We start from the raw sequence: 18,892 nt of genomic DNA, 5'->3' as shown, positions 1-18,892 counted from the left end.
GATGACCCGCCCCCCGCTCGCGGCCCTCGCCGCGCTCCTGCTCACCGCGCCTGTGCTGACCCCGGCTGCGCTCGCCGACGATCCGCCGGCCGCGGACGGACGCTCCGCCGAGACCGGCACGCCGACGACGCCCGACCTGCCGCGCTCCGACACCGTGATCGACGCGATGCCGCTCTTCACCGGCTCGACCACGCAGACGGGGCTCGACACGCCAGGCCTCGGCGATCGTCCGACGCCCGCGGAGGCGCGGCGCTCGGGCGAGATCGGCGAGACTCTGATGCGCCCGCGCGGCGGCTCCGCCTCGGGCGGCAAGCCGGACATTCCCCCGGAGCGCTGATGCGCGGCGCAGCACGATCGGCACACGGGGCGCCGCCCGTCGGCACGAGGCGCCGAGCGGGGCACGACGCGTCGCAGATGTGCATATCTACGCTGTGGATCGAGCCTGCCTGCGCGGTTTAGACCCGGTTCGAGCCGAGACGCGGCTCGCGACGTTTGTTATCGTTGCACGTCGAACGCCTCCGCCCGCCCGGAAATCGCGGCGGAGCGGCCCTTTTTGCGTGGCGGTGTCTTTACAAGCTCAGGGTTTTTGGGCACTCTCGCATGCGAAGGCGGAGAAAAACCGCCTCGATGACCGCTTTACAAGCAATTCTATGCGATACGCCAGAAGAGCCAAGAGACCGGTCTGAAGGGGTGCTTGTTTCTGGGCCGGCTCGATGCGCCTCGTCGTGATCAGCTCGTGTCCCGAAGCACGTGTGTGTGGGCGTTCACCGTCAGCTGCAAGAGCGCGAGAGCGAGAGAATACATGGGTCGAGGTCGAGAGTTCCGCGATTCGGGCCGTCGTGGGTTCGATGATGATTTTGGTCAGCGTCGCGCTGACTTCTTCGAGCCGCGCGCGGAACGCGGCTCCTTCGGCGGCGGCGCTCCTATGGCGCCGCGCCCCGTCGGCGGGCCGGCCGTCGACGCCGTCGTGAAGTGGTTCAACTCCGAGAAGGGCTTCGGCTTCGTCGAGGTCGCGGACGGCTCCGGCGACGCCTTCCTGCACATCCGCGCGGTCGAGGCCGCCGGCTACAGCGACCTTCAGCCGGGCACCCGGCTCGAGGTGCGCACGGCGCAAGGCCAGAAGGGCCCCCAGGTCACGGAAGTGATCTCGGTGGACACCTCCACGGCCGAGGCGCCGGCTCCCCGCATGGGCGGCGGCGGCTTCGGCGCCGGCCCCGGCGGTCCGGGCGCTCGTCGCCCGCCGCGTCCCGGCTTCGGCGCCGGCGGCGGCGCACCGCGCCACACGGGCCCGACGACCGAGCTCGCCGGCACGGTCAAGTGGTACAACCCGACCAAGGGCTTCGGCTTCATCGTGGCCGAGGACGGCGGCAAGGACGTGTTCATCCACCGCTCGGTGCTGATGCGCGCCAACCTGCCGGACCTGATCGAGGGCCAGCCCGTCCGCATGGGCGTGGTCGACGGCATGAAGGGCCGCGAGGCCGCCACGATCGAGCTCGGCGACGCTTGAGCGTCCCCAACCCGGTCCACGCACCGGTCTGTCGATACGAGAAGGGCGGGCTCTCCGGAGCCCGCCCTTTCTCTTTTCCGTATCGGCCCTGCGACGGGCGGCCTATTCGGCCGCCGCGCGCGCATCCTCGAAAGGCTCGACGATGGTCATCTGCGGCACGAGGACGAGGCCCTTGTCCGTGATGCGGATCTCCGGGATCACCGAGAGCGGGATGAGGTTGAAGCCCATGTAGGGAATGGTGCAGCCCGCCTGCGCCCAGACCTCCTTGAGCACCCGCGTCTCCTCGGCGACCTCCGTCACGCGCTTGTCGGAGAGCAGCCCCGCGATGGGCAGCGCCACGAAGGCCTTCACGGCGCCCCCGTCGACGACGCACACCCCGCCCTGCGCCTCGCGTAGCGTATCGAGCGCGACGCGCATGTCCGCCTCGTTGGTGCCGGCCACGATGACGTTGTGCGAATCGTGGCCCACGGAGGAGGCGACGGCCCCGGATTTCAGGCCGAAATCCTTCAGGAGCCCGTGCGCCACCCGGCTCTCGCCGCCGCCCGAGAGCCCGTGACGCTCGATCACGGCGACGAAGCAGAGATCCTCGCCGCTCTCGCGGATGATCTCGTCCCAGGTCTCGCCGGATTTCAGCGCCACGCGCTCGTGCAGGACGACGATGCCGGGCAGCGCCGTGCGCAGGGTGTTGGCCACGCAGGGCGTCCTCGGCGGCGCCGGGACGAGGGGCGGGTCGCCCGCGATCTTCACGGTGGCATAGGCCGCCTTCGGGTAGACCCAGCGATCCGACAAGGCCGCGTCCAGCACGGGCGTGACCTTGGCGTCCTCGACGACCAGCGTGCCGCCGAACCAGGTGTTGCGCACCTCGAGCGCGTCGTTGAGCAGCACGACGTCCGCGCGGCGCCCGCCGCCGAGCGCCCCGATCTCCCCGTCCTGGTGGAAGCGCGTGGCGGGATGCAGCGAGCCCATGGCCCAGGCCTGCTCGCGGGTCATGCCGGCCTTCCAGGCCTGGCGCGTCACCCAGTCCATGCCGAACAGCATGAGGTCGTCGGCGTCGCGATCGTCGGTGCACACGCACACGCGCTTGTTGGAGGCGCCGAGCTCCGTGATGGTCTTGATCGCTTCGGGCAGCGAATGCCACGGCGTCGTGGGCGGGCCGCCGCGCAGGAAGATCCAGACGCCCGCGTCGAGCAGGTCGTCGGCGATGTCGCGGTCGATCGCCTCGTGCGTGTCCGTGACGCCGGACGCCGCGTAGGCCGCCACGAACTCCCGCCCGTAGATGTGCCCGGAGACCGGCCGGCCCCGCGAGAGCGCGGCGGCGAGGATCGCGTGCGAGCGCGCGTCTCCCTGCGCCACCTGCACGAAGTCCATCTTCTCGCCGAGCGCCACCGCCTCCGGCCAGCGATCGAACAGCGCGCCGATCTTCTCCGCCGTCAGGTCCCCGCCGGCGGTCTCGAGCTGCGGCGAGGTCGCCGGCACCGTCGAGGGCACGGTGAGGAAGATCGAGAGCGGCGCCTGGCGCGCGTCCTCCAGCATCGCCTCGACGCCGGCCACGTCCATGACGTTGCCGATCTCGTGGCTGTCGCAGAAGATCGTCGTCGTGCCGTTGAGGAGCGCGGCCTCGGCATAGGCGCAGGCCGTGACCATCGACGATTCGATGTGGATGTGCGGGTCGACGAGCCCCGGCGCGAGGATGCCGCCATTGGCGTCGTAGACCTCGCCCGGCGCGTCCGCGAGCGCCTTGTGCGCGCCGTTGGGCTTCACCGCCGCCACGCGCCCGCCCGCGATCCACAGCTCGCGCTCGGGCAGGATGCGATCGGTATAGGTGGAGAGCACCCGCGCCCCGCAGATCACGAGATCCGCCGCCGCCCGCCCCGCGGCGACATCGGCGAGGCGCCGCGTGCTCTGCGCGAGCGGCGGGACGGAGAAGCGGGTGAGGCGATCGGTGGGGGCGGGCATGGGAGGCTCCTGAGAGACCGCCCGACGGTAGCCGAGGGCGCGCAGGGTGGGAAGCCCGAGTTATTCCTGCGGCTTACGCCTTGCTCGGCAGGACCACCTCGTGGATGTCCGGGAGATTTCGGTACTTTTCCTTGTAATCGATCCCGTAGCCGGAGACCCACGTCGCCGACGTCTCGAAGCCTACGTAATCGGGCGTGAGGCGTCGATTGGGGCGCGACTGCACCAGATCCAGCAGAACGGCGGTCCGGATATCGGCGGCCCCACGCTGCCGGAACGTGTCGACGAGCCGTGAGAGCGTTCCACCCGTGTCCACGAGGTCCTCGACGAGGAGGATCTTTCGGCCGGCGACTGGGACGTCCACGTCCGAGGTCAGCCGTGGCTCGCCGCGGGCTGAGCCGTTCATGCCGTAGCTCGAGACGCCGACGAAGGCGAGGTGTGCCGGATTGCGCAGCGCGCGCGCTAGATCGCTCGTGAAGAAGCCTGCTCCCTTGAGCACCCCGACGATCAGGATGTCGCCCTCGAGATCGCGCTCGATGGCTGCGGCGAGCTCGCGCACGCGTATCGAAATCCGCTTTGCGTCGAAGAGCACGTCTCCCAGGCGGGCCTCGCCGGTCTCGACCGGTGCGGACTTCGCCCCGCTGACAGCCGGTGCGGCGCTTGCGGCGACCGCCGGCTCCGCCACGTGCCGCCCCGTCCCGTCGCCGCTCGGTTCCCACCGACGCAGACGATTGCGGGCCATCTTCGCATCGACCGCGTCGGAGAGGTCGTGGCCATGGTCGTGCGCGATGCGGTGGAGGAGGATCGCCACGTCCGCGGCTTCCGATGCGATAGAATCGAAATCGCCCTGCGAGAGGCTCTCCCGCAGCTCGTCCATCTCGGTCGCCGCTCGGGCGACCAGCGCTTCCGCGCGTGCGGGGCCGAATGCCGTCGTGGCCCACTCGGCGATTGTGCGGCTGGTCTCGCGCGTCATGCTTCCACCTTTCCGAAGATCTCGTCCAGCAACGCCGTGCGAAGCGGAGAAACATCTCCACCATCCACGCTCACGTCTGCGGAGGCTTTGGTCACGGGATCGGCGTTGAACGCGATAGAGCGCCCCACTGCCGCGAAGAGCTGCATATCCGATAGCCCGTCGCCGACAGCCACGACCTCTTCGAGGCTGCACCCTATGCTTCCGGCCGCGTTCGCGGCGAACGCGATCTTGTCCTCCAAGGCGAAGTAGCGCTCGACCGCGCCGGTGTAGGTGTCGCCGTCGAGAACGAGGTCCACGCCCGACACGTCCCGGCAGCCGGTGCGGCGCTGAAACGTGTGCAGCAGCGCGCGGTACCCTACGGAATTGACGACGACCACCAGGCCGCGCGAGGTCAGCTCGCGAACGAGCTCGTCGACGCCCGAAAGAAGGGCGATCCGTCCGGCGACGGCATCGACATCCGCGCGCCCTGCTCCGGCGAAAATGTGCGCCGTGCGGTCCGAGAACTCGCGCGTCGTCAGCGTTCCGGCCCGAAATTCCGCTTCGGCGACGCGCACGAGATCCAGCCGGCCCACGGCGGCTGCGTAGTGCTCGATCGCGGTCACGCCATCCGTCAACGTGTGATCGAAATCCAGCGACACGACCTTATAGCGCATGGCGGAGCCTCCGCTCGGCCTCGAAGCGTCGCGACACGAGCCAGACCAGAGCGCCGCATACGGCGGCCGCGATCCCGAGCCAGTGCTGACCGGTGGCGTCGAACAGAAGCGCGATCATGAACGGGATGGCGATGTTGCCGATATTGCCGAGCATGGCCAGCAGCCCGTTGGCTACGGAAATGTCCTCTCCGCTGGACGCCGTCAGCGAGACCGATCCGAAGATGTGTGCCTGCACCATGCCGAGGCCTGCGAAGGCGACGCAGAATGCGAGCGGCACGGCGCTCGTCGCGACCACGTATGCTCCCACGAAGCCGATCAGGATCGCGCATAGTCCCGCCTCCAGCCGATGCCGCGCGAGGCGCGGGCCCGCCAGCGACGCGGCGGCAGCGCTTGCAAGGGCGACCAACGGGAAGAGCGGCGCCGCTCGTATCGCGTGCTCCTCGGCGACGGCGAGATCCAGGCTCATCATGCGTGGAGCCATCGACAGCACCGTCGTGAAGAGGCCGGCATGGACGAGGAACATTGCCGCGAGCAACCATGCCGCCGGACCGATCCGTCGTACCGGAGCGAGCGCTGCGGAGATCGAGCGCGGCATCCGCGACGGTTCGCCCGGCGGCGGGAATGCGATCACGACGGCCACGCCAGGCAGGAAGAGGGCGAGGTGCAGTCGCTCCAGCAAGAGCGCGTTCTCGGCGCCGAGCAGGAGGAAGCCCAGCGCGCTCAGGGCGAAGGCCGCGCCGAAGAACGTCGACCAGAAAGCGAGCGCCCGCTCATGCACATGCACCGGCAGATAGGCGAGCATGAGCGCGGGCACCGTCGTGACCAGCCCCAGATGCCCGACGCTTTCCACGACCCGGACGGCGAGGAGGGCATCGGGCTCGAGCGGCAACGACAGCGCCCAGCCCGCTCCGAGGGACAGGAACGCACATGCGAGGAAGGCACGCCGTATGCCGAACGCCGCGGCCGCGGTGCCGGCCGCGAGACCCAGCACCGCCGAAGCGACGCTGATCGTCGTGAGCAACCCCGTCGCTTCGGAGAGGCTGTAGCCGGCGGAGAGGAAGCGCGCGTCGAGAAGCGTCGCGACCTTCGAGATCTGCCCTGCAGCGCCGACGCCAGCGAGGTAGAGCGCTGCGGAGAAGGCGAATTGCGCGACGCTCACGAAACCGCGCTCCTGTAGTGCGCGCCCGCGTTCACGGCGCGTGCCGCCGCGCGCTCGGCCGCCACGATCCCGATCGACGCCCCTTGAACGATGCCGCGCGCGATGCCGGTCGCATCGCCGATCACGTAGACGCCGGGGACGTTCGTCTCGAAATGATCGTCCACTTGAGGCTTGTCGTTGACCAGCTCCCATACCGGCGCGTGCAGCAGCGTGTCGCCTTCCGCGATCTTCGGGCTCAACGCTCCCAGGCGCTCGATCGCGGCTCGGACGTTCTCGACGACATAGCCGGGAAGCAGCCAGTTCAGGTCGAAGGGCCGCGACGAGGCGAGCGTCGTGCGCACGGAATTGGTGGCGAGCCTCTCCTCGCTCGTCGGGCGCCGAGCCAGAAAGTCCTCCAGCCGCTGAACCACGGTGCCGCCGTGACCCGAGGCCAAGTTGATCGCCTGGATGATCGGGATCTGCATGGCGATGGGGTCGACATGTGCGGGAAAGCGTTTGCGCACCAACAGGCCGAAGTTCGAGGTATCCGACTTGTGATCGCGAAGCGAATAGCCGCTGATCGTGCAGATCCGCTTCCCTTGGCCGAAGCCGTCGTAATAGCAGCTGACGAGATAGCCGCCGTCGCACATGCAGAACGTGCGCATCTCGCACCCGTCCTCGCCCGTCATCTTGATCTTCGCGTCAAGGTGGCAGGCGCTGATCGGCGTGACGGCGTCGCGGGGCACCTCCACCCGTACGCCCAGCTCGATCGCGTTGAAGCGACTGCTCACGCCGAGAGCCGCGAGCATGGATCGCAGCGCGGTTCCCGAGGCTTTACCCGTGGCGAATACGATCTGCCGCGCCTGGAGCACGCTGAGGCCCTGGCTCGGATGCTCGACCCGCAGCTGAAATCCGCCGTCGTTTCGCTCGACGGCCATGGCGCGGTGGCGCCACCGGAAGTCCACCCCACGTGACACGAGCGCGTCTTCGTAGCGGATGCAGAAGTCCTGAATTCCTTCGCTGCCGAGATGGGCGACATCGTAGGACTTCAGGTCGATATCGGCCGCCTGCGCGCTGTGCGCCAGCTCCGAACCGCTCGCGTCGCGAGCGCGCGTGGCTCTGATGCTGCCGCTCTCGGCGCCCGTTATAGTCTCGAGGACTTCGCTGTTGAGCGCGATCGTTCGCTCCTCGCTACCGAGGTGCGCCGCAAGGCCGCTGCCCGCCGGGTAGGCCGAAAGCTTTCCATCGGAATACATGCCGGCTCCGCCACCGCCATAAACGGCGAGGCACGTCCGGCATTGCGAGCACGAACCCGAATCGACGAGAGGGCACGATCGCCTGCCCACCGGCACGCCCGCATCCACGACGGCGATCGTCGCAAAAGGTGCGGCGGTCATGAAGCGATCCGCGAAAAACAGGCCGGCAGGACCGGCGCCGATCACGATGCAATCAAAGGACATCTGTTCCTCGCGTGCTTTTCCATAGTCGCACAATCCACGAGGGTGCCTACATGATCGCTTGAACCGACACAAGCGCTTCGTTCGCGGAAGAGCTCAGGACGAGAGATCGATTTGCCGGCCAATTTCTCGAGAAAGCTCGACGAAGCCGTCTATCCGCCAAGCTTGAAGGCTTGCGCTCGTCGGTTGTGTGGACGAATTGCCGCACCCGTCACCTGCTTAGGATGCGTGCGGGAGCGCATCTCGAGCACGAGCGGGGGAGCGACGACGACCTGGATCGGCTCTGGGGCGCCCCTTGACCCCCGCCGCGCAATCCCCCACAAGACCTCGCAAGCCAAATACCCGCCCCGGCCTCTGCGCCGGGGCTTTTCGTTTGCGCGCCGCGGAGCGTGGCCGCGAGCGTCGAGAGGGGCCCCGCAGCGGGGAGCGAGAGCGATGTCGAACGTGGTCGTCGTGGGCGCCCAGTGGGGCGACGAGGGCAAGGGCAAGATCGTCGATTGGCTGTCGAGCCAGGCGGAGGTCGTGGTGCGCTTCCAGGGCGGGCACAATGCCGGCCACACGCTCGTCATCGGCGAGACGGTCTACAAGCTCTCGCTGCTGCCGTCGGGCGTCGTGCGCAAGGGCACGCTGTCGGTCATCGGCAACGGCGTCGTCGTCGATCCGCACGCGCTCGCGGCCGAGATCGAGCGGCTTCAGGGCCAGGGCGTCGCCATCTCGCGCGAGAACCTGCGCATCGCCGACAACGCGACGCTGATCCTCTCCATCCACCGCGAGCTCGACGCGCTGCGCGAGGAGGGCGGTCCGGGCACCAAGATCGGCACGACCAAGCGCGGCATCGGCCCCGCCTACGAGGACAAGGCCGGCCGGCGCGCCATCCGGTTGAACGATCTCGCCGATCTCGAGCGGCTTCGTCCCAAGATCGAGCGGCTGCTCACACATCACAACGCGCTGCGCCGCGGCTTCGGGCTCGCCGAATACGCGGTGGAGACGATCTACGAGGAATTGTCGAGCATCGCGCCCAAGGTGCTGCCCTACATCGACGCGACCTGGCGGCTCCTCGACGAGCAGCGCCGCGCCGGCAAGCGCATCCTGTTCGAGGGCGCGCAGGGCGCGCTGCTCGACGTCGACCACGGCACCTATCCGTTCGTGACCTCCTCGAACACGGTGGCCGGCCAGGCCGCGACGGGCTCCGGCCTCGGCCCCAGCGCGGTGGGCTACGTGCTCGGCATCGCCAAGGCCTACACGACGCGCGTGGGGGAGGGGCCGTTCCCCACCGAGCTCTTCGACGAGGTGGGCGAGCGCATCGGCGAGCGCGGGCGCGAGTTCGGCACCGTGACGGGCCGCAAGCGCCGCTGCGGCTGGTTCGACGCCATGCTGGTGCGGCAAACGGTCCGCACGTCGGGCATCGACGGCATCGCGCTGACCAAGCTCGACGTGCTCGACGGCTTCGAGACGATCAAGGTCTGCGTGGGCTACCGCCTTGATGGCGACACGATCGACCATTTCCCTGCGGCGCAGGACGCGCAGGCGCGTATCGAGCCGATCTACCAGGAATTCGAGGGCTGGTCGGGCTCCACGGCCGGCGCGCGCTCCTGGGCGGACCTTCCCGCCCAGGCGGTCAAGTACGTGCGCTTCATCGAGGAGCTGATCGGCGCGCCGGTCGCGCTCCTCTCGACGAGCCCCGAGCGCGACGACACCATCCTGGTGACGAACCCGTTCGAGGCTTGACGGCGCGCGCCCCTTCAGGACAGTCATTCGCCCGATGGCCGATTATTATCCGCTGATCGCCCGCGCCGTGCAGGGGCTCCCCGACCCGTCTCCGTCCACGCGGAGCGCGGTCTACGATCGCGCGCGCTCGGCGCTGATGGCGCAGCTGCGCTCCCTCGACCCGCCGCTCTCGGACGAGGACATCGACCGCGAGGGCGAAGCGCTCGACGCGGCCATCGCGCGGGTGGAGGCCGATTACGCGCCCCCCGCGCCGGAGCCCGACGCAGAGCCGGCGCCGGGCGCGTACGACGCCTATCCCGAGCCCGAGCCGTATCCCGAGTCCACGGCCTACCCGGAGCCCGAGCCGTATCCGGAGCCCTATCGCGAGCAGGACGCGTACGGCGCGGACGAGCCCTATCCCGAGCCCGCCCCGCCGCCCGCCGCGCGGGCCTGGCCGGAGGCGCAGCCCGTGGACGAGGCGGCGCCCGTCGAGGCGCAGAACTTCACCATCCCCGAGCCGCGCCGGCGTCCCGCCTACGGCGAGACCCCGCCCGAGGAGGAGCGCGCCGACGAGGACGACGGCTTCGTCGCCGCGGCACCGCCGCCTCCGCCGGAGACCCGCGCGCGCCCGCGCATCGACGCGCGCAACGGCAAGGGCGGCTCGGGCGGGGGCCGCGCGCGCATCGCCATCATCGCCGGCATCGTCGCCGCCGTGATCGGCGCCATCGCCGCGACCGCGCTCTCGTTGAGCGAGGAGCCCGTCGAGATCGTGGCGGAAGCGCCGGGCTCCGAGACGGCCCCGCCGCCGGTGGACGACGGCAAGATCGTCGATCGCGTCGGCGGCGAGGCGCCCGTCGTGGCGGCCGCGCCAGAGACGACGTCGCAGGCGTCCCTCGCGACCACCGACGACGGCACCATCGCAGTGGCGCAGCGCGCGGTGCTCTACGAGGAGGATCCGCTCAACCCGCAGGGCGAGCCGCGCGCCGCCGCGGGCCGCGCGGTTTGGACACTCGAGCCCGGCGGGCAGGGCGAGCCGGTCGTGCGCGTGACGGTGGAGATCCCCGATCCGCGCCTGCGGCTCGTCATGCTCATTCGCCGCAACCTCGATCCGACGCTGCCGGCCTCGCACACGATCGACCTCTCCTTCGAGACCGGCGACATGGAATCGCGCCGCATCCGCGACATCGGCCTGCTCCAGCTGAAGGACGAGGAGACGATCCGCGGCGCGCCGGTGGCCGGCCTTCCCGTGCCCGTGCGCGACAACCTGTTCCTCATCGGCCTCTCGAGCCTTCCGCGGGACATCGAGCGCAACACCGTGCTGATGACGGACCGCAACTGGATCGACCTGCCGGTACGCCTCGCGTCGGGCCAGCGCGCGATCCTCTCCTTCGAGAAGGGTGCGTCGGGCGATCGCATCCTCGACGAGGCGTTCGCGGAATGGAGCGAGAGCACGGTGAGCGCCGGCGGCAACTGAGCCGTCAGCCGGCGATCGCGCGCCCGAGGACGAGCCCCAGCGCGATCGCCGCCAGCGAAAGCCCCACCGACGCGAGGACGTAGAACGCCGCCGGCCCGAGCTGGCCGCGTTCCACGAGCGCGGCCGCGTCCAGCGAGAAGGCCGAGAACGTGGTGAAGCCGCCGAGCAGGCCCGTCATCAGGAAGAGCCGCAACGTCTCCGACGGCATCCGCGCGACGACGAGGCTCGCCACGAGCCCCATGGCCAGCGAGCCCGCGACGTTCACGGCCAGCGTGCCCCACGGAAAGCCCGGCCCGAAGGCCCTGAGCGCCGCGAGCCCGACGAGCCAGCGCAGCACGCCGCCGAGGCCGGCGCCGACGAAGATCGTGAGAGCGGACACGGGCAGCGGACCTCGCGCGGTTTGATCGCGCGCCCTGTCTCGCCTCGTGCAAACCCCACGTCAACCGCCGCCGTGCGAGGGTCTCCCGACTGGAGATCAGCCATGGCCTCGCCGCTCGACCCCTCGACCCCGCCTTTGCCGCCTCGCCCGGACCGCCGCACGATCCTCGGCGCCGCGCTCGCCGGCAGCGCGCTCGTGGCCGGCGGGTCGGCATACGCCGCGGCGATCTCCGCGGAGAGCTTCGGCGTGCGCGGGGACGGCTCGGAGCGCACCGGCGCGCTGCAGCAGGCGCTCGATGCCGCAGCCGCCGCGGGGCGGCCGCTGGCGCTCGCGCCGGGCGACTACCCCGTGACGGGCCTGCGGCTGCCCGCCGGCGGCGTTCTCGTCGGGCCCCGCAGCGCGCGGCTGCGCCAGGCGAGCGGCGGACCGGCGGTCTCCGCCTCCGGCGTCGGCGCGGCGCGGGTCGTGGGCATGACGATCGAGGGGCTCGGAGCGGGCGTCGGCGACGCGCCGCTGCTCTCGGCCGTGGACGTGGGCGATCTCCTCGTCGAGGACGTCGCTTTCGCCGGCGCGCCGGGGCCGGCGATCCGGCTCGAGCGCAGCGGCGGGCGGGTGCGCGGCTGTGTCGTCGCGGGCGCGCGCGTCGGCCTGTTCTCGCTCGACGCGACCGGTCTCGCGGTGGCCGAGAACACAATCACCGACTGCCTCGACAACGGCATCCAGATCTGGCGCTCGCAGAAGGGCACGGACGGCGCGCAGGTGATCGCCAACCGCGTCGCGCGCATCCGCGCCGCCTCGGGCGGGACGGGCGAGAACGGCAACGGCATCAACGTCTTTCGCGCCGGCGGCGTGCTCGTCGCCGACAACGTGATCAGCGCGTGCGACTTCTCGGCCGTGCGCAACAACGGCGGCGACGGCATCCAGATCGTCTCGAACCGCGCGCAGGATTGCGGCGAGGTGGCGCTCTTCACCGAGTTCGGCTTCGAGGGCGCGGTGATCGCGTCGAACCTCGTCGACGGGGCGGCGCACGGCATCGTCTCGACGAACCTGAACGAGGGCGGGCGCATGGCGGCCATCACCGGCAACGTCGTGCGCAACCTCTTTCGCCGCCCCGCGGTCGAGGGCGGCCAGGAGGCGCGCAGCTACGGCATCTTCGCGGAGGCGGACGCGGCGATCTCGGGCAACGTGATCGACGGCGTGCCGGACGAGGGCCTGCGCCTGGGCTGGGGGCCGTACCTGCGCAACGTGGCGGCGACGGGCAACGTGCTGCGCGAGTGCGGCGTCGGCATCGTGGTGAGCGTGGTCGAGGGCGTCGGCCCGGTCCTGATCGCGTCCAACCTGATCACCGGCGCCCGCCGCGCCGCGATCCTCGGCCACCGCTGGGACGAGACCGCCACCGGCGACCTCGCCCGCGAGGGCGCCGACGCGTGGGCGCACCTGACGATCGCGAGCAACGCGGTCGGTTAGAGACGCCGGCCGGCCTCAGTCGCGCTCGAAGACGAAGTTGAGCTTCGTCTTCGCGACGATGCGGTAGCCGGCATCCTGGACGATGCGGGCGAGATCCACCTGCCAGCGGCCGGAGCCGTCCTCGACGATCATCAGGCGCGGCCAGAGGTCGCGCGGCGCCTCGCGCAGGAAGGGCTCGAGGATCACGTCCTCCGCGCCCTCCACGTCGAGCTTCACGGCGTCGATCCTGGTGAAGCCCTCGCGGCGCACGAGGTCGAGGAGCGTCGTCGCCGGCACGCGGATGGCGCTGGCGCCGCCCGAGCCGACGATCTTCATCGACGTCTCGCCGGAATTCGACGGCTCGAGGAAGAGCGTCAGCTCGCCCGCCTTGTCCGCCACGGCGCAGTCGATCGCCTTGACCGTGGCGAACGGGTTGAGGCGGACATTGTAGACGAGGCGGTCGAAGACGTCGGGCTGCGGCTCGACGCACAGGATGCGCGCGTCGTTGCCCGCGCGGGCCGCGACGAAGAGGGCGTAGGCGCCGATATTGGCGCCGATGTCGATGAAGGTGAAGCCCGGCCCGATGTGCCGCGCCAGGATCTCCCGCTCCAGCCCGTCGAAATATTGCGGCGTGAACAGGATACGTTTCTCGCAGACGTTGTTGTAGGGGTAGAGCCGGAACTTGGCGCCGAGCGTCTCGATGTCCACGGGGCGCCCGGCGAGGCGCTTGACCGCGAGGCGGCGCAGCAGGAAGGAGACGCGCTTCGACAGCCAGCCGTCGCCGGCGGCGCGCGTGCGCTCGATCAGCCAGCGCACCATGCCGTCGGGAGAATGGGCGCCGTAGGGTGCGGGCTCGTTCGTCACGTGTCTCGACCTCGTATGTGTTCCGGAGCGCCGCCGGAAGAGCGGCCTTCCTGCCATCCGCGCCGCCGCGGAGCAAGCGCGGCCGTCGCGCCGGGCCGGACGCGGGGGCTGCCGCGCGCGCAGGCGAGGGGCGCGTGCGGGGTGGTTTGCGCGAGAGCGCTCCTCGATTATTGTCTCGCACGACACGAACGAGAGCACGATGACGCTGGACAGCACCGACCAGATCGAGACCCGCACCGGGCACCGCCGGCCGCCGATCCACGGCCCCGAAGGCTTCGAGGCCATGCGCCGTGCCGGCCAGCTGACGGCGAAGGCGCTCGATCTCATGGTCGAGCACGTGAAGCCCGGCGTGACCACGGAAGCGCTCGACAGAATAGCCTTCGAGTTTGCCATGGACCATGGCGCCTATCCCGCGCCCCTGTTCTACCGCGGCTATCCGAAGTCGATCTGCACGTCGATCAACCACGTGGTCTGCCACGGCATCCCCAACGACAAGCCGCTGCGGGAAGGGGACATCGTCAACATCGACGTCACCCTCATCGTCGACGGCTGGCACGGCGATTCGAGCCGGATGTTCTATGTCGGCCCGGTCTCCCGCAAGGCCGAGCGGCTGTGCGAGATCACCTGGGAATCGCTGATGCGCGGCATCGCGGCGGTGAAGCCCGGCGCGACGACGAACGCCATCGGCGCCGCCATCCAGGCCTATGCCGAGGGCGAGCGCTGCTCGGTCGTGCGGGACTTCTGCGGCCACGGCGTCGGGCGCGCCTTCCACGAGGCGCCCACCATCCTGCATTTCGTGGAGCCGGCCTACGACGTGCCGCTGGAGCCCGGAATGATCTTCACGATCGAGCCGATGATCAATCTCGGGCGCCCGCACGTGAAGGTGCTCGGCGACGGCTGGACCGCGGTGACCCGCGACCGCTCGCTCTCCGCCCAGTTCGAGCATACGGTGGGCGTGACGGAGACCGGCTGCGAGATCTTCACGCTTTCGCCGAGCGGCTGGGACAAGCCGCCCTATATGGGCTGAATTTTCGCGAGCGAGCGGGGAGGGCGCGGCGACGGGCGCCCGCCGTGGCGTCTCAGCCGTCGAGCGTGCCCGCGCCGCGGGTCATGGCGGCGATGCCGGTGCGCGCGACCTCCACGAGGCCCACTCCCGCCATCAGCTTGACGAAGCGCTCGATGTCCTCGGACGCGCCGGTGAGCTCGAACACGAAGGACGAGAGCGTCGCGTCGAGCGTGCGCGCGCCGAAGGCGGAGGCGAGCCGCAAGGCCTCGACCCGATGCTCGCCGTCGCCCACCACCTTCACGAGGCACAGCTCGCGCTCCAGCGCCTCGCCGCGCACGGTGAGGTCGTCGACTCGGTGGACCGGGACGAGCCGCTCGAGCTGCGCCTTGATCTGCTCGATCACGGCCGCCGTGCCCGCCGTCACGATGGTGATGCGCGAGACGTGCGTCTCGTGCTGCGTCTCGGACACCGTGAGGCTCTCGATATTGTAGCCGCGCCCGGAGAACAGGCCGGATATGCGCGCGAGCACGCCGGGCTCGTTGTCGACGATGACCGCGAGCGTGTGCCGGTTCACGGCCTCTACGATGGTTTGATCGGGATAATGCGTCTTCATCTCACGCCCTCGTTACACGCCGCGCCTGCGATAGACCGCGATCGGCTCCTCGTCCACCTCGTCGTGGGCGAGCACCCATTCCTCCTCGAGCGCGGCCTCGCGCCATTCCACGAAAGCCGGCAGTGCCAGGACCGCGTCCATATAGGCGCGGATGTCCGGGTCGACGGGCCAGGAATAGGTGTCGAGCCGGGTCACGACGGGGGCGTACATCGCGTCCGCGGCGCCGAAATCCGCGCCGAAGAGGTAGGGACCGCCGGCGCCGAAGCGGCTGCGCGCGTCGCGCCAGATCGCGACGACCCGCGCCACGTCGGCGGCGACGCCCTCGCCGCGATCGACGTGCGCGTAGCTCTTGCCGAGGTTCATCGGCAGGGCGGCGCGAAGCCGCTGGAAGCCGGCATGCATCTCCGCCGCGATGGCGCGCGCATGGGCCCGCGCGGCCACGTCCCGCGGCCAGATCGGCAGGTCCGGATGGCGATCGGCGAGATGGTCGAGGATCGCGAGCGATTCCCATACCGTCGCCTCGCCGTCGATCAGGACGGGGACCTTGCCCGCGGGCGAATGCGCGAGGATGCGCGCCTTCGTGTCCGGCCGATCGAGGGGCACGAGCGCCTCCTCGAAGGCGAGGCCGTAGTGCCGCATCAGGATCCATGGCCGGAGCGACCAGGAGGAATAGAGCTTGTTGCCGATGACGAGCTTCATGGCGCTGGCCTTCCCCCCTCTCCCGAATGGGAGAGGGGCCGGGGGTGAGGGAGTGCGGCATCGGAAAGTAGGGGAAGCGTGATGAAGGCGGTGTCTCGCGCCATGCGAGCCCGGCCGCCGCTCACCCTCGCACCCGCTACTCTCCCAGCCGGGAAAAGGGACTCGCTGCGTCCCTGACTCTGTTCAGCACGACGTCAAGGTCGGTGAGAACCTCGGCGTTCGTTGCGCGGATCACGAGAAGGCCTTGAGCCTCGATCTCCCGCGTCCTGTGCTGGTCGTATTCTGAATACCAATCGTGCTGCTTTCCATCGATCTCCACGACCAGCTTTCGCTCGGCACAGAGAAAACCGACAGTGTAGGTCAGCACCGGCGCTTGCCGCCTGAACTTCAGATCGTCGAGCCGCCGGCCGCGGAGAGCTTGCCACAGCACGTCCTCGGCCTTCGTTCCATGCTTGCGCAGATGCCGTGCGAATTGCCGTTGCTCCGAGGTCATCGCCTGCTCCCGTGATCCGTCGAGATCTTGGATCGGGAACGCACGAAAACACAACCAAATTATTGGTCTTCCAGGTAGTCGGTGCGCTGGCCGACGACGCAGCGAGCCCTCCAGCCGTTCACCCTCACCCCCGACCCCTCTCCCATTCGGGAGAGGGGAGACGAGTCGCCGTCACACCAGCATCTTGCCCTTCTCGTCGATGACGGAGCCGATGTCGGTGCCGGTCTCGCCGAGATAGTCGTTGAGCAGCATCTCGTTGTGGGCCTTGCCCGAGGGGATCATCGGGAAGCAGTTCTCGGCCTTGTCGACGAGGCAGTCGAAGATGACCGGGCGGTCCACCGCGAGCATCTCCTCGATGGCGCCGTCGAGCTTCGCCGGGTCGTCGCAGCGCATGCCCACGGCCCCGTAGGCCTCGGCCAGCTTGACGAAGTCCGGCAGCGATTCCGAGTAGGACTGGGAGTAGCGCCCGCCGTGCAGCAGCTCCTGCCACTGGCGCACCATGCCCATGTACTCGTTGTTGAGGATGAAGATCTTCACCGGCAGGCGATATTGCACGGCGGTGGACATCTCCTGGATGTTCATGAGGATCGAGGCCTCGCCGGCGATGTCGATCACGAGCCCGTCGCGATGGGCGAGCTGCGTGCCGATGGCCGCGGGCAGGCCGTAGCCCATGGTGCCGAGGCCGCCGGAAGTCATCCAGCGGTTGGGTGCGTCGAAGCCGAAATATTGCGCCGCCCACATCTGGTGCTGGCCGACCTCGGTCGTGACGAACGTGTCGCGCCCGGTGCGCTTCGAGGCCTCGTAGAGGCGCTGGATGGCGAATTGCGGCTTGATCACGCTGTCGGAATTGCGGAAGGCGAGGCACTTGCGCGCGCGCCACTCGCCGATCTGGCCCCACCAGGACTTCAGCGCGTCCTTGTCGACGGTGGGCGACATCGAGCGCCACAGGCGCACCATGTCCTCGAGCACGTGGCCGCAATCGCCGATGATGCCGAGATCGACCTTGACGTTCTTGTTGATGGAGGACGGGTCGATGTCGACGTGGATCTTGCGCGAATGCGGGGAGAACGCGTCGAGGCGCCCGGTGATGCGGTCGTCGAAGCGCGCGCCGATATTGATGAGCAGGTCGCACCCGTGCATGGCGAGGTTCGCCTCGTAGGTGCCGTGCATGCCCAGCATGCCGAGGAACTGCTCGTCGGACGCCGGATAGGCGCCGAGCCCCATCAGCGTCGAGGTGACGGGAAAGCCCGTGAGCCGCACCAGCTCGCGCAGCAGCTCGGAGGCGTGCGGGCCGGCATTGATGATGCCGCCGCCGGTGTAGAAGACGGGCTTCTTCGCCGCCGCCATCAGCTCGATGGCCTGGCGGATCTTGTCCATGTCGCCCTTCACCTTCGGGCGGTAGGTCTTGTGCTGGTTGTCGCGCGGCCGGGCGTAGAGGCCCGACTTGAACTGGATGTCCTTGGGCAGGTCGATGACGACCGGGCCCGGGCGGCCGTTGGCGGCGACGTAGAACGCCTCGTGCAGGATGCGCGGCAGGTCCGCAATGTCCTTCACGAGGTAGTTGTGCTTCGTGCAATGGCGAGTGATGCCGACCGTGTCGCATTCCTGGAACGCGTCGGAGCCGATGAGATGCGTGGGCACCTGCCCGGTGATGCACACGAGCGGGACAGAATCCATCAGCGCGTCGGTGAGGCCGGTCACGGCGTTCGTGGCGCCGGGGCCCGAGGTCACGAGGACGACGCCGACCTTGCCCGAGGAGCGGGCATAGCCCTCCGCCGCGTGGACGGCGCCCTGCTCGTGGCGCACGAGCACGTGCTCGATCGTGTCCTGATGGAAGAGCGCGTCGTAGATCGGCAGCACCGCGCCGCCGGGATATCCGAAGATATGCTCGACGCCCTGGTCCTGGAGGGCGCGGACGACCATCTCGGCCCCGGTCATCATCTCGCTCATTGCACTCGTCCTCGGTTCGTCTGCTTGGGTGTCTGGTTCCCGCGATCGGGCCGCGGTGGGTGTCGGGTCGGTCTCGAAGCTCGTGTCGGTGTCGGGGGAGCCGGCGAAAACGCGCAATAAAAAAGGGCCCTGCAGGGGGCCCTCGTGCGCCATCGCCGGATCGTGCGGGGGTCAGCCCCGCTCCGTCGATGGCGCTCCAATTACGAGAATGATCTTGCGCATGGGATGCGGATCTCGTCGCGTTTCGTGCGCGAGACGTTAGGGGAAGCCGCGGGCCGGGTCAACACGGAAAGTGAGCGGAGATCAGGGCAATCGTTCGAGATCGTATCGGAGCTCCGGTAGCACTTCCGCGCCGAGGCGCTCGACCGTGCTCTTGTCGTCGTCTGAGAGATGATCTACCGACAGCGATAGGCGCCGTTCGTTCGTGACGTAAACACGCGCATGCGAGCGAACGAAGTCGCGCACCTTGACGAAATCGTCTAGCGTTTGCGCCTTTATCTTGTATCTCGTATCCACAGGCTCCGCCATGGGGACCGCCGTTCCGCTCGATCGCTTGCCATTCCAGCCGAAAGGCATGTAC

At 69.4% G+C, this 18,892-nt stretch carries 18 protein-coding genes; 6 read left to right on the top strand and 12 right to left on the bottom strand.

The annotated features are described in order from the left end of the window. Position 1 precedes the first annotated feature (1 nt). Complete coding sequence (locus tag IEX89_RS03110; protein WP_188909484.1) at positions 2–337, top strand: hypothetical protein; 336 nt, start codon at positions 2–4, stop codon at positions 335–337. Between the two features lie 465 nt (positions 338–802). Beyond that, entirely contained in the window at positions 803–1,507 is a 705-nt protein-coding gene (locus IEX89_RS03105) for a cold-shock protein (RefSeq protein WP_188909482.1), read from the top strand. 102 nt (positions 1,508–1,609) lie between these two features. Here the strand turns inward: IEX89_RS03105 and IEX89_RS03100 are convergent, their stop codons facing one another. From IEX89_RS03100 to IEX89_RS03080, 5 genes are all read right to left on the bottom strand, one after another. After that, positions 1,610–3,463 (bottom strand): adenine deaminase, encoded by a 1,854-nt coding sequence (locus IEX89_RS03100; protein ID WP_188909473.1) that lies wholly within the window; start codon positions 3,461–3,463, stop codon positions 1,610–1,612. Between the two features lie 73 nt (positions 3,464–3,536). Next, positions 3,537–4,433, bottom strand: a complete 897-nt coding sequence (locus tag IEX89_RS03095; RefSeq protein ID WP_210317570.1) for a phosphoribosyltransferase family protein — start codon at positions 4,431–4,433, stop codon at positions 3,537–3,539. Further along, positions 4,430–5,086 (bottom strand): HAD family hydrolase, encoded by a 657-nt coding sequence (locus IEX89_RS03090; RefSeq protein ID WP_188909465.1) that lies wholly within the window; start codon positions 5,084–5,086, stop codon positions 4,430–4,432. The genes IEX89_RS03095 and IEX89_RS03090 overlap by 4 nt, the downstream gene beginning before the upstream one ends. After that, the gene (locus IEX89_RS03085; RefSeq protein ID WP_188909463.1) at positions 5,076–6,245 is read right to left on the bottom strand and encodes an MFS transporter; all 1,170 of its coding nucleotides are present in this window, start codon (positions 6,243–6,245) and stop codon (positions 5,076–5,078) included. The genes IEX89_RS03090 and IEX89_RS03085 overlap by 11 nt, the downstream gene beginning before the upstream one ends. Next, the gene (locus tag IEX89_RS03080; protein WP_188909461.1) at positions 6,242–7,684 is read right to left on the bottom strand and encodes an FAD-dependent protein; all 1,443 of its coding nucleotides are present in this window, start codon (positions 7,682–7,684) and stop codon (positions 6,242–6,244) included. Before IEX89_RS03080 ends, IEX89_RS03085 begins: the two co-directional genes overlap by 4 nt. Positions 7,685–8,116: 432 nt before the next feature. Between IEX89_RS03080 and IEX89_RS03075 the strand changes: the two genes are divergently transcribed. Together IEX89_RS03075 and IEX89_RS03070 are read left to right on the top strand one after the other, a co-directional pair. Beyond that, positions 8,117–9,409, top strand: coding sequence for an adenylosuccinate synthase (locus IEX89_RS03075; protein ID WP_188909459.1), 1,293 nt, complete (start codon positions 8,117–8,119; stop codon positions 9,407–9,409). 34 nt (positions 9,410–9,443) lie between these two features. Beyond that, positions 9,444–10,862 (top strand): histidine kinase, encoded by a 1,419-nt coding sequence (locus IEX89_RS03070; protein ID WP_188909457.1) that lies wholly within the window; start codon positions 9,444–9,446, stop codon positions 10,860–10,862. A gap of 4 nt (positions 10,863–10,866) precedes the next feature. On the opposite strand, the gene crcB is transcribed toward IEX89_RS03070, so the two are convergent. Then, a complete protein-coding gene (gene crcB / locus IEX89_RS03065) occupies positions 10,867–11,241 on the bottom strand; it encodes a fluoride efflux transporter CrcB (RefSeq protein ID WP_188909455.1) in 375 nt (124 codons plus the stop codon). 102 nt (positions 11,242–11,343) lie between these two features. On the opposite strand from crcB, the gene IEX89_RS03060 reads away from it, so the two are divergent. Next, positions 11,344–12,708: a TIGR03808 family TAT-translocated repetitive protein gene (locus IEX89_RS03060; protein ID WP_188909454.1), complete on the top strand. Its 1,365-nt coding sequence runs from the start codon at positions 11,344–11,346 to the stop codon at positions 12,706–12,708. A 15-nt stretch (positions 12,709–12,723) separates the two neighbouring features. Here the strand turns inward: IEX89_RS03060 and IEX89_RS03055 are convergent, their stop codons facing one another. Next, entirely contained in the window at positions 12,724–13,506 is a 783-nt protein-coding gene (locus tag IEX89_RS03055) for an FkbM family methyltransferase (RefSeq protein WP_244645088.1), read from the bottom strand. A 244-nt stretch (positions 13,507–13,750) separates the two neighbouring features. Here IEX89_RS03055 and map point away from each other — a divergent pair, with 244 nt between their 5' ends. Next, a complete protein-coding gene (gene map / locus IEX89_RS03050) occupies positions 13,751–14,578 on the top strand; it encodes a type I methionyl aminopeptidase (protein ID WP_188909450.1) in 828 nt (275 codons plus the stop codon). A gap of 52 nt (positions 14,579–14,630) precedes the next feature. Here the strand turns inward: map and ilvN are convergent, their stop codons facing one another. The 5 genes from ilvN to IEX89_RS03025 all read right to left on the bottom strand — a co-directional run bounded on the left by ilvN (position 14,631) and on the right by IEX89_RS03025 (position 18,888). Beyond that, a complete protein-coding gene (gene ilvN, locus IEX89_RS03045) occupies positions 14,631–15,170 on the bottom strand; it encodes an acetolactate synthase small subunit (protein ID WP_188909448.1) in 540 nt (179 codons plus the stop codon). A gap of 12 nt (positions 15,171–15,182) precedes the next feature. After that, positions 15,183–15,869, bottom strand: coding sequence for a glutathione S-transferase family protein (locus tag IEX89_RS03040; protein ID WP_188909439.1), 687 nt, complete (start codon positions 15,867–15,869; stop codon positions 15,183–15,185). Between the two features lie 136 nt (positions 15,870–16,005). Then, entirely contained in the window at positions 16,006–16,362 is a 357-nt protein-coding gene (locus tag IEX89_RS03035) for an endonuclease domain-containing protein (protein ID WP_188909438.1), read from the bottom strand. A gap of 171 nt (positions 16,363–16,533) precedes the next feature. Continuing rightward, positions 16,534–18,312 (bottom strand): acetolactate synthase 3 large subunit, encoded by a 1,779-nt coding sequence (locus IEX89_RS03030; protein WP_188909436.1) that lies wholly within the window; start codon positions 18,310–18,312, stop codon positions 16,534–16,536. 303 nt (positions 18,313–18,615) lie between these two features. After that, entirely contained in the window at positions 18,616–18,888 is a 273-nt protein-coding gene (locus tag IEX89_RS03025) for a hypothetical protein (RefSeq protein ID WP_188909433.1), read from the bottom strand. Between the last annotated feature and the right edge of the window lie 4 nt (positions 18,889–18,892).

The sequence above is a fragment of the Salinarimonas ramus genome (genome assembly GCF_014645695.1).
Classification (GTDB): domain Bacteria; phylum Pseudomonadota; class Alphaproteobacteria; order Rhizobiales; family Beijerinckiaceae; genus Salinarimonas; species Salinarimonas ramus.
This window is presented reverse-complemented; position numbering and strand designations above follow the sequence as displayed.

Coding starts and splice junctions, on each gene's coding strand:
- IEX89_RS03110 (WP_188909484.1), top strand. CDS start 2: ATGACCCGCCCCCCGCTCGCGGCCCTCGCCGCGCTCCTGCTCACCGCG.
- IEX89_RS03105 (WP_188909482.1), top strand. CDS start 803: ATGGGTCGAGGTCGAGAGTTCCGCGATTCGGGCCGTCGTGGGTTCGAT.
- IEX89_RS03100 (WP_188909473.1), bottom strand. CDS start 3,463: ATGCCCGCCCCCACCGATCGCCTCACCCGCTTCTCCGTCCCGCCGCTC.
- IEX89_RS03095 (WP_210317570.1), bottom strand. CDS start 4,433: ATGACGCGCGAGACCAGCCGCACAATCGCCGAGTGGGCCACGACGGCA.
- IEX89_RS03090 (WP_188909465.1), bottom strand. CDS start 5,086: ATGCGCTATAAGGTCGTGTCGCTGGATTTCGATCACACGTTGACGGAT.
- IEX89_RS03080 (WP_188909461.1), bottom strand. CDS start 7,684: ATGTCCTTTGATTGCATCGTGATCGGCGCCGGTCCTGCCGGCCTGTTT.
- IEX89_RS03075 (WP_188909459.1), top strand. CDS start 8,117: ATGTCGAACGTGGTCGTCGTGGGCGCCCAGTGGGGCGACGAGGGCAAG.
- IEX89_RS03070 (WP_188909457.1), top strand. CDS start 9,444: ATGGCCGATTATTATCCGCTGATCGCCCGCGCCGTGCAGGGGCTCCCC.
- IEX89_RS03060 (WP_188909454.1), top strand. CDS start 11,344: ATGGCCTCGCCGCTCGACCCCTCGACCCCGCCTTTGCCGCCTCGCCCG.
- IEX89_RS03055 (WP_244645088.1), bottom strand. CDS start 13,506: ATGGTGCGCTGGCTGATCGAGCGCACGCGCGCCGCCGGCGACGGCTGG.
- map (WP_188909450.1), top strand. CDS start 13,751: ATGACGCTGGACAGCACCGACCAGATCGAGACCCGCACCGGGCACCGC.
- ilvN (WP_188909448.1), bottom strand. CDS start 15,170: ATGAAGACGCATTATCCCGATCAAACCATCGTAGAGGCCGTGAACCGG.
- IEX89_RS03040 (WP_188909439.1), bottom strand. CDS start 15,869: ATGAAGCTCGTCATCGGCAACAAGCTCTATTCCTCCTGGTCGCTCCGG.
- IEX89_RS03035 (WP_188909438.1), bottom strand. CDS start 16,362: ATGACCTCGGAGCAACGGCAATTCGCACGGCATCTGCGCAAGCATGGA.
- IEX89_RS03030 (WP_188909436.1), bottom strand. CDS start 18,312: ATGAGCGAGATGATGACCGGGGCCGAGATGGTCGTCCGCGCCCTCCAG.
- IEX89_RS03025 (WP_188909433.1), bottom strand. CDS start 18,888: ATGCCTTTCGGCTGGAATGGCAAGCGATCGAGCGGAACGGCGGTCCCC.